Origin of the sequence: Streptomyces mesophilus, assembly GCF_011044995.1 — a bacterium.
Lineage (GTDB): Bacteria > Actinomycetota > Actinomycetes > Streptomycetales > Streptomycetaceae > Streptomyces > Streptomyces mesophilus.
In genome coordinates, this window is record NZ_JAAKZW010000278.1 from 1 (window position 1) to 9,795 (window position 9,795).

Annotated in this window: 10 protein-coding genes; 7 read left to right on the top strand and 3 right to left on the bottom strand. The window is 68.8% G+C overall.

Annotated elements, in window-relative coordinates:
- Window positions 1-1,201 (bottom strand): ROK family transcriptional regulator (locus tag G6045_RS36200; RefSeq protein WP_165336466.1); only part of this gene is annotated, 1,201 nt, incomplete at its 3' end.
- 183 nt (window positions 1,202-1,384) lie between these two features.
- On the opposite strand from G6045_RS36200, the gene G6045_RS36205 reads away from it, so the two are divergent.
- From G6045_RS36205 to G6045_RS36230, 6 genes are all read left to right on the top strand, one after another.
- A complete protein-coding gene (locus tag G6045_RS36205) occupies window positions 1,385-2,704 on the top strand; it encodes a sugar ABC transporter substrate-binding protein (RefSeq protein ID WP_165336467.1) in 1,320 nt (439 codons plus the stop codon).
- Between the two features lie 26 nt (window positions 2,705-2,730).
- Complete coding sequence (locus G6045_RS36210) at window positions 2,731-3,699, top strand: carbohydrate ABC transporter permease (RefSeq protein WP_328708027.1); 969 nt, start codon at window positions 2,731-2,733, stop codon at window positions 3,697-3,699.
- A gap of 16 nt (window positions 3,700-3,715) precedes the next feature.
- Complete coding sequence (locus G6045_RS36215) at window positions 3,716-4,555, top strand: carbohydrate ABC transporter permease (RefSeq protein WP_165336475.1); 840 nt, start codon at window positions 3,716-3,718, stop codon at window positions 4,553-4,555.
- A 54-nt stretch (window positions 4,556-4,609) separates the two neighbouring features.
- Window positions 4,610-5,974: a GH1 family beta-glucosidase gene (locus G6045_RS36220; RefSeq protein ID WP_165336469.1), complete on the top strand. Its 1,365-nt coding sequence runs from the start codon at window positions 4,610-4,612 to the stop codon at window positions 5,972-5,974.
- A 100-nt stretch (window positions 5,975-6,074) separates the two neighbouring features.
- On the top strand, window positions 6,075-6,509 hold the full coding sequence (locus G6045_RS36225) for a DUF6892 domain-containing protein (RefSeq protein WP_165336470.1): 435 nt from the start codon (window positions 6,075-6,077) through the stop codon (window positions 6,507-6,509).
- A gap of 10 nt (window positions 6,510-6,519) precedes the next feature.
- The gene (locus G6045_RS36230; protein ID WP_165336471.1) at window positions 6,520-6,762 is read left to right on the top strand and encodes a hypothetical protein; all 243 of its coding nucleotides are present in this window, start codon (window positions 6,520-6,522) and stop codon (window positions 6,760-6,762) included.
- 35 nt (window positions 6,763-6,797) lie between these two features.
- Here the strand turns inward: G6045_RS36230 and G6045_RS36235 are convergent, their stop codons facing one another.
- Window positions 6,798-7,307, bottom strand: a complete 510-nt coding sequence (locus tag G6045_RS36235) for a GyrI-like domain-containing protein (protein ID WP_165336472.1) — start codon at window positions 7,305-7,307, stop codon at window positions 6,798-6,800.
- Between the two features lie 87 nt (window positions 7,308-7,394).
- A complete protein-coding gene (locus G6045_RS36240; protein ID WP_165336473.1) occupies window positions 7,395-8,060 on the bottom strand; it encodes a response regulator transcription factor in 666 nt (221 codons plus the stop codon).
- Between the two features lie 130 nt (window positions 8,061-8,190).
- Between G6045_RS36240 and G6045_RS36245 the strand changes: the two genes are divergently transcribed.
- Entirely contained in the window at window positions 8,191-9,744 is a 1,554-nt protein-coding gene (locus G6045_RS36245; RefSeq protein WP_165336474.1) for an outer membrane protein assembly factor BamB family protein, read from the top strand.
- Window positions 9,745-9,795: the final 51 nt, after the last annotated feature.

Consider the following 9,795-nt stretch of genomic DNA (forward strand, 5'->3'; position numbering starts at 1 on the left):
CCACCTTCCCCCGCACCGAACCCCCGGTCTCCAGGAACCTGGCCAGCGGCAGGGTCGCGGCCCCCACGGTCACCGCGTCCGGCCCCAGCTGCCCGAGCACGAGCGATGTCCCCGCGAAGGGATGCCGCAGCGCGTACGAGGCCGCCGCCGCGCGGACCGCCGGCAGCAGCCGGGGGCCGAGCAGCAGGCCCGCCCAGCCGCCGACCACGATGCGTTCCGGGTTGAAGAGGTTCACCAGGTCGGCGATGCCCGCGCCCAGGTACTCGGCCGTCTCGTCGAGCAGCGGGCCCGTATCGGCGGCGGCCAACAGCTCGGCGAGCGCCCCCTCTTCGTCCGGCGCGGACCAGGTGCCGCCCCGCTCGCACCACCGCTCCAGGAGCGCTTCGGCGCCCACGTACGCCTCGAGACAGCCGCGGGAGCCGCACCGGCAGGCGCGCCCGTCCCTCACCTGCAGCACCGTGTGGCCCCACTCGCCCGCACTGCTGCTCGCCCCCTGGTACGGGACCCCGTCGGCGATCACGCACGCGCCGACGCCCGAGCCGATCAGGGTGACCACGGCGTTGCGCGCGCCGCGGCCCGCGCCGAACCACATCTCGGCGCGGCCCAGGGTCTTGGCGCCGTTGTCGATGAACAGCGGTATATCCGGCGGGAGTTGCCCGGCGGCACGCAGCAGCGAGCCGAGCGGCACCGCGTCCCAGCCGATCGTCTGGCCGTGCACGACCGAGCCGGAGTCCACGATGCCGGGGACGCCCACGCCGATGCCGAGCAGCAGAGTCGAAGGCGGCACCTGCGCCATCACCTGCCCCAGCCCTTCACCGATGAGCCGCACCACCCGCTCGACGTCATGTCCGTCGGGCGGCAACGGCAGGTCGGCGCGGGCGAGTTCGGTCAGCGTCAGGTCGAAGAGTTCCACGCGTACCCGTGTCTCGCCGACGTCCACGCCCACGAGATGCCCGCTGCCGGGCGCGACCCGCAGGAGCGTGCGCGGCCGTCCGCCGTCCGAGTCCACCGAGCCGGCGTCCTCGACCAGGCCGTCCGCGATCAGTTCGCCCGCGACATTGCTGATCGAACCGGAGCTGAGTCCGGTGAGCGGACCCAGCTCCTGCCGGCTGAGCGGGCCCTCGAAGTACAGCTTGGTCAGCACGGTCGAGCGGTTGCTGCGCCGCAGGTCACGCACCGTGCGCCGGTGTGGTTGTGCCATCGTCGCTCCCCTCTCCACCGCGGACAGGGGCTCAACTCCCCTACGACCGTGACCATAACGTGCTGGTCAACTCGTGCGCGAGCTCTTGACGCCCCCTTCTCTTACTACTTAACTCACGCCTTGAATTTAGCCGTGACGCCCGTTCATGAGTTGAACGGGGCCACCCCCTGGAGAGGGGCCCTCATGCGCACAATGCGAGCCGCCGCAGCCACCGCCCTCGTCATCGCCCTGACCGCGACCGCCGCTGCGTGCGGCGGCGGTACGGCGACCAACGACGAAGGCAGCAACAAAGCCCCGAAGAAGCTCACGTACTGGGCCTCGAACCAGGGGCCGAGCATCGAGGCCGACAAGAAGATTCTCACCAAGGAGATCGCGAAGTTCGAGAAGCAGACCGGGATCGACGTCGAGCTCGAGGTCATCCCGTGGTCCGATCTCCTCAACCGCATCCTGGCGGCGACCAGTTCGGGGCAGGGTCCGGACGTCCTGAACATCGGCAACACCTGGTCGGCCTCGCTGCAGGCGACCGGTGCGCTGCTTCCGTGGGACGCGAAGAGCTTCGACAAGATCGGCGGCCGGGACCGCTTCACCGAGGCAGCGGTCGCGTCGGCCGGCGCGGAGGGCAAGGACCCGGCGGCGGTGCCGCTGTACTCCCTGTCGTACGCGCTCTACTACAACAAAAAGATGTTCAAGGACGCGGGCATAGAGAAGCCCCCGGCCACCTGGGACGAGCTGGTCGAGGCCGGCAAGAAGGTCACCAAGGGCGACACCTACGGTCTTGCTCTTGAAGGCAGCAATCTCTCCAACCACATCCACCAGGCCTTCGTCCTGGCCAAGCAGCACGGCGCCGACTTCTTCACCGCCGACGGCAAGCCCGACTTCACCTCGGACGGTGCGGTCGCGGGCGTGAAGCAGTGGGTGGACTTCATGGCCAAGGACAAGATCACCACCAAGAGCGCCGCCGAGTACGCCCAGAACCAGTCGCTGAGCGACTTCTCCAAGGGCAAGGCGGCGATGGTCCTCTGGCAGGCCGCCGCGTCCACCTTCAAGTCGCAGGGCATGGACGAGAGCGAGTACGGCGTCGCTCCCGTGCCGGTGCAGTCGGGCACGCCCGGCCAGGACAAGCAGATCAACTCGATGGTGGCCGGGATCAACATCTCGGTCTTCAAGAACACCGACAACCTCGACGGCGCCCTGGACTTCGTGAAGTTCATGACCTCGGACGAGGAGCAGAAGATCCTCAACTCCACGTACGGCTCGATCCCGCCGGTGAAGACGGCCCAGCAGGACGCGGCCTTCGACAAGCCGGACACCTCGGTGCTCCGTGACGTCCTCGCCACCAGCGCGGCCCCGCTGCCGCAGGTCCCCGAGGAGTCGCAGTTCGAGACCGTGGTGGGGACGGCCATCAAGGACCTGTTCGCCGACGCGGCGGCGGGCCGGCCGGTGACCACGGAGTCCGTGAAGGCCGCGCTCGGCAAGGCCGAGCAGCAGATGACGAAGAGCTGAGGTAAGGCCTCGTGACCTCGCTCGACATCAAGGCGCCCGCGGCGGGGGAAGCTCCGAGCTCCCCCGCCGGGGGTCCGCCCCGCCGCCGCCGGCTGCGGATACCCGACCGGATACGGCGCGGTGGACTGCCGTATCTGCTGCTGCTCCCTGCACTCGTCCTCGAACTGGTCATCCACCTGGTGCCGATGGTCGTCGGCATCGTGATGGCCTTCAAAGAACTCACGCAGTTCTACATCCGCGACTGGGGCAACGCTCCTTGGGCGGGCCTGGAGAACTTCCGTCTCGCGGTGGACTTCGACGCACCGATCGGTGCGGACCTGCTCCACTCCTTCTGGGTGACCTGCTCCTTCACGGTCCTCGCGGTCGGCTTCTCCTGGCTGTTCGGTGTGAGCGCCGCGATCCTGATGCAGGAGAACTTCCGCGGCCGCGGTGTGCTGCGCGCGGTCTTCCTGACGCCGTACGCCCTGCCGGCGTACGCGGCCGTGATCACCTGGGCGTTCATGTTCCAGCGGGACAACGGCCTGGTGAACTCGGTGCTCGGCGGCGACAGTTTCTGGCTGATCGGCGACAACAGCTTCTGGGCTCTGACGATCGTGGCGGTCTGGAAGACCTGGCCGTTCGCCTTCCTGATGCTGATGGCCGGTCTCCAGAACATCCCGAAGGAGCTGTACGAGGCCGCCGCGATCGACGGCGCCGGCATCTGGCAGCAGATCCGCCGGATCACACTGCCCTCGCTCGCGCCCGTGAACCAAGTCCTGGTCCTCGTCCTCTTCCTGTGGACCTTCAACGACTTCAACACCCCGTTCCTGCTCTTCGGCAAGGGCGCTCCTGAGGCCGCCGACCTGGTCTCGATCCATATCTACGACTCGTCGTTCATCACCTGGAACTTCGGCTCCGGATCGGCCATGTCCGTACTCCTGCTGCTGTTCCTGCTCCTCGTGACGGCCGTCTATCTGCTGTTCACCTCGCGTGGAAGGAGGGGCGCCGATGCCTGATCGGTTTGTGAGCCCCATGGCAGCCCCGCGGTCCTTCGTCTGGACCCGGCGGATCGTCCTGACGCTGCTCACCGTGTTCGCACTGCTGCCGGTGTACGTGATGCTGTCCGCCTCGGTGAAGCCGCTCGAGGACACGCTCGGTGAGTGGACCTGGATCCCGGACAGCTTCACGCTGCGGCCGTACGTCGACATCTGGGAGACGGTGCCGCTGGCCCGCTACTTCATGAACTCGCTGATCGTGGCGGGCGCGGCCACCGTCTGCTCGGTGGTGATCGCGGTGTTCGCCGCGTACGCGGTGAGCCGCTACCGGTTCCGCGGCAAGCGGGTCTTCACGGTCACCATCCTGTCCACGCAGATGTTCCCGGGGATCCTCTTCCTGCTCCCGCTGTTCCTGATCTTCGTGAACATCGGCAACCAGACCGGCATCGCGCTGTACGGCTCGCGCGGCGGCCTGATCCTCACGTATCTGACGTTCTCGCTGCCGTTCTCGATCTGGATGCTGATCGGGTACTTCTCGTCCATCCCGCGCGACCTGGACGAGGCCGCCATGGTGGACGGCTGCGGTCCGCTCGGCGCGCTGTTCCGTGTCGTCGTACCGGCCGCCGTCCCGGGGATCGTCGCGGTCGCCGTGTACGCCTTCATGACCGCCTGGGGCGAGGTGCTCTTCGCGTCGGTGATGACCAACGAGACCACCCGCACCCTCTCGGTCGGCCTCAAGGCGTACGCCACCGAGAACAACGTCTACTGGAACCAGGTCATGGCCGCCTCGCTGGTCGTCAGCGTGCCGGTGGTCGCCGGGTTCCTGCTGCTCCAGCGCTATCTCGTCGCCGGCCTCACCGCAGGGGCCGTGAAATGACGCTCATACGTCAAGAGACGCTCACCACAACTCCCGTGACCGGAAAGGCACTTCGTGACTTCGGCTGACGACCTTCGCCCCCTGCCCGCGGACTTCGTCTGGGGTACGGCCACCTCGGCGTACCAGATCGAGGGCGCCGTCGCCGAGGACGGCCGCTCCCCTTCGATCTGGGACACCTTCTCCCATACGCCGGGCAAGATCGACGGGAACGACCACGGTGACGTCGCCTGCGACCACTACCACCGCTGGCCCGAGGACCTCGCCCTGATGCGGGAACTCGGCACGGACGCCTACCGCTTCTCGGTCGCCTGGCCGCGCGTCGTACCGGGCGCCGACGGTGCGGTGAACGCCGAGGGGCTCGCCTTCTACGACCGGCTGGTCGACGGCTTGTGCGAGGCGGGCATCACCCCTCATCTCACCCTGTACCACTGGGATCTGCCGCAGTGGCAGCAGGACCGCGGCGGCTGGCCGGAGCGGGCCACGGCCGAGCGGTTCGCCGAGTACGCGGCCGTGCTCGGCGAGAAGCTGGGCGACCGGGTCAAGGACTGGTGCACGCTCAACGAGCCGCTGTGCTCGGCGTGGATCGGCCACCTGGAGGGCCGGATGGCCCCCGGCGTGACCGATCTCGAACAGGCCGTCCGCGCCTCGTACCATCTGCACCTCGGCCACGGCCTCGCGACGCAGGCGCTGCGCGCGACGGTCCCCGGCGCGCGGGTGGGCATCGTGAACAACCTCAGCCCGATCGTCCCGGCCTCCGACCGCCCCGAGGACATCGCGGCGGCCCGGCGCGCGGACGGCCACACCAACCGCTGGTGGCTCGACCCGGTCTTCGGGCGCGGCTACCCGCAGGACATGCTGGACGTGTACGGGGTCGAACTCCCGGTCAGGGAAGGCGACTTGGAGCTGATCGCCGCCCCGCTCGACTGGCTGGGCGTGAACTTCTACTTCCGCCAGGTCGTCGAGGACGACCCCACCGGACCCGCCCCGTTCGCGCGGCAGGTGCCGGTCGAGGGTGCCCCCACCACGTACATGGACTGGGAGGTGCACGCCCAGAGCCTGGAGGACATCCTGCTGCGGGTCACACGCGAATACGCACCACGGCAGCTGTACGTCACGGAGAACGGTTCCGCCTACGTGGACACCCCGGGCCCCGACGGCAGCGTGCTCGACCCCGAGCGCACCCGGTACCTGGAGGAACACCTCGCGGCCTGCGCCCGCGCGGTCGCGGGCGGTGCGCCGCTGGCCGGGTACTTCGCGTGGTCGCTGCTCGACAACTTCGAGTGGGCGTACGGCTACGACAAGCGCTTCGGACTCGTGCACGTCGACTACGCGACGCAGCGGCGCACCGTCAAGGGCAGCGGCCGGCGGTACGCGGAGCTGATCGCGGGGCACCGGGCACGCGGCCGCAAGGCGGCGTGAGCCGAGCGGATGGGCCGCCGCCGTACGGGGCGGCGGCCCATCCGTGCCGTGCCACTCCCGCCTTCCGGAGCCCCGTCAGGCCCGTGATAGACATCCCCGCATGGCCGAATTCCAGGAGTTCAACTTCAAGTTGGTCGTCATAGACGAGCTCATGTACGGGCAGCGCGTCCTCACCCCCGCGTACGACCTCGGTTCCCGCATGCAGGAACAGGGGGTCAGCGACCCCGCGTCCCATGTCCTCCGCAACGAGATCGACCTCGAGGTCCTCGACGTGTCCCGCCGGTACTTCGAGGCCCTGGAGATCGGCGACGAGTTGCTCGCCGGCGTCGAGGAACTCTGCTTCGACGCGGGCCTGGACATCTACTGGCACTGCGCGCCGGCCTGGGGCGGCGAGGACGAACTCTTCGACATCCACTCACTGGACGATCTCGCCCTGCTCCCCAACCTCAAGCGTGTCACGTTCGTGGACGACGGCACGCTCCGCGCACCGGACAAGCGGGAGCGGCTCGCCGCGCGTGGCATCGAGACCGACTGAGGGGCGGGCCATGGAACCGGAACACCTGGCCGGGGTCGGCATCGCGTTCCTCGGCGCGCCCGCGCAGGGGGCGGAACCGAACGTCGTCGAGCTGGCGGACGGCGCGGGGGTGTGCGTCGTCCAGCGGGGCCGCGGCGGCGGCAAGGTCTACGTCGCCCCGGACGAGACGCTCCTGTTCGTGCCCTCCGCCATGGACTTCGACACGGGTCTCGCCGTCTTCCTGGGCGGTGCGCGCACCCCGGTGACGCACTGACCGCACCGCGGTGACCTCATTGCCTGACCACACCGCTAGTAGTCCGCGAGCCGGAACGAGAGCTCTATCTCCCATTTCTCCAGGTCCGGCTCCAGACGCGGATCGGTGTGATAGCTCTCCAGCCGGCAGCCCCACACCTCACCCTCGTCGGTACGGGCCATGTCCCACTTCAGGCCCTTGGCGTGTCCCCACTTGAGCAGGGAGTCGGCGACGCCGAGCAGTTTGTCGGGGTGGCCGATGTGGTGGACCGTCGCGTACTGCCCCGCGGGCAGGATGCCCGCGAACACATCGGCGGACGGGATGCGTACCCGTTCGTGGACCGGCACTCCGGCCACCACCTCGAGCTCCCGCTCCATGTCCGAGGGGTCGATCAGCTCGTACTTGAAGAACGGTCCGTCGACCGGTGCGATGCCCCGCTCGGCGAGCAGGCCGACGATCTCGGGCAGCCGGTCGGCGATCAGGCCGAAGGTCGACCAGGTCACGCGGCCCCGGACGCCGACGAACGGCTGCGCGGTCCGCTCCACGATGCGCGGTTGTGTCCCCATGCGCCGATACTGCCGGGCGGTCCGGCGCCGCGCACCCCGGCGGACGCACCCAGGTCATGACCCACGCGGCGGGTGCTACGGCGGGCGCTAGTCCTCCAGAAGCCCCGCGTCATGGGCGAGCAGCGCGATCTGGACGCGGTTGTTCAGGTCCAGTTTGGTGAGGATGCGGCTGACGTGGGCCTTCACCGTGGCGACGCTCATGAAGAGCTCCTGTGCGATCTCCGCGTTGGACTTCCCCCGGCCGACCGCGACGGCGACCTCCCGCTCCCGTTCGGCGAGCGCGGTGATCCGCTCACGGGCCGTCTGCCGCCGTCCGCCGTACGCCTCCGGACTCGCCGCCTGAGTGATCAACTGGCGCGTGACCGCGGGCGAGAGCACGGGTTCCCCGGCCGCGACCCGGCGTACCGCCGCGATGATCTCGGTGGGCGGGGTGTCCTTGAGCACGAAGCCGGCCGCGCCCGCGCGCAGCGCCCGCAGCACCTGCTCATCGGCGTGGAACGTGGTGAGCACGACGACCTCGGGGGCGTCCTTTCGGGACCGCAGCTCCTCCGTGGCGGCAAGGCCGTCGACCTCGGGCATCCGGATGTCCATCAGGACCACATCGGGCCGGGTGCGGTCCACGAGCGCGGCCACCTCGCTGCCGTCCGCCGCCTCACCGACGATCTCGATGTCCTCGCTGCCGCCGAGCATGAAGGAGAGCCCGGCCCGGACCAGGGGGTCGTCGTCGACGAGAAGCAGACGGATCACGTTCATGGCGACCACGGTATCCCCTCGTGAACGCACCACTCTGTCCGCCCGGGGTCGCTACTCTGACCGTCGACCAGAACGAACTTCTGGAAATTACTTCCAGAAACGGGGAGTTGACCACGTGGGGGATCCATCGATGAGCCAGCCGCCGCCACCGCCGGAGCGCGGACCGGACTCAAAGCCACTGTCCCAGTTCTCGCACAGCAACAGCCGGCCCAGGCGCAGCCTGGCCTCGCGGCTGCCGCGCTGGGAGCGCCGGACGGTGCTCGTGGCCGGTGCGGCCGTCGCGGCCCTGCTGCTCGTCGGCTCCGGGGTGTACGCGCTCGGCGGCGACGGGGACGGGAAGAAGCCGCGTACTGAGGCCGGGGACGCGAAGAAGCCGTCCGCGTCGGCCACGCCGAGCAAGCCGAAGCCGACGGGGCCCGCGCTGCCCGAGGACATCAACGCGGGCCTGGCGAAGGACGAGGCGAAGGCCTGGTACGCGAAGAACGAGCAGGATCTGCCGGGCGACAACACCCTGGCCCATGATCTGTGGTTCGTCGACGGCCTCGTGATCCAGGCCCTGTACCGGGAGGTGACCGCGTACAAGGTCGCCGACGGCACCAAGGCCTGGAGCATTCCGCTGCCCGCCGCGGTCTGCGACACCCCGGTGAATCCCACGACGGACGGCAAGGTGGTCGTCGCGTACCGCGATCCCGGCAAGTCGAAGGGCACCTGCAACCACCTGCAGATGATCGACCTGAAGAAGGGGGCCGGCGGCTGGCGCAAGAAGCTCGAGGAGAAGGGCTCCGAGGACAACACCATCATCATCCACCTGGCCATCACGGGGAACACGGTGCTGGTGGGCCGCAACATGATGGCCGACGCCTACCAAGTCTCCGACGGCAAACCCCTGTTCAAGCTCCGCGAGGAGAAGACGGGCGGCTGCCACCCGAACGACGTCGCGGGCGGCCCCAAGCTCCTGGTCCTCGACTGGTGCATGGGCAAGAAGGACGTGACCGGGCAGATCAAGGAGGTCGACCCCAAGTCCGGCAAGATCAGGTGGCGTTACCAGCTCAAGGACAAGAAGACCAAGAAGGTCATGCCCTGGAAGTTCGGCAAGGTCTACTCCGTGAACCCGCTGGTCGTGTCCGTCCATGAATCCGCCGACCAGTTCAACTGGTCGGTGATCGCCCTGACGGGCAAGGGCAAACTGCGATCGTCGCTCAACGGTGGCAAGTTCAAGTTCGATGTCTGCGCGGGCGCCGGGGACTCGGGGCGCGGCGCGCAGAACTGCATCGGCGGCGTCGCGGGCAAGGACACCTTCTACCTGGCCACCAAGTCGGCCGACCCGGAGGCTCTCGGCCCGACACGGATCGTCGCCTTCGATCTCAACACCGGCAAGGTCAAGTGGGCCTCGGTGCCGGAAGGAAAGCGGGAGTACCTGCCGGTCGTGGCCTCGGGATCGTCGCTGCTCGCGTACGTGAAGGGCAGGCCGGACATGCCCGGCCGGATCGTACGTATCGGGCCCAAGGGCGGCGCAGCCAAGACGGTGCTGAAGTTCGGAAAGACGGCAATGCCGCTCGAGTACGAGGCGATGGCGGGCGTGTACGCCTACCACGGCGGGCGCTTCTTCCTGACGAACTCCCTGCTCTCCGGCGACGACGCGGGTGAGCAGGCACGACTGCTTTCCTACGGGAGTGCCTCATGAGCCAGCCGCCTCCACCGCCCGGGTTCGGCCCACCGGTGACTCCCCCGCCCT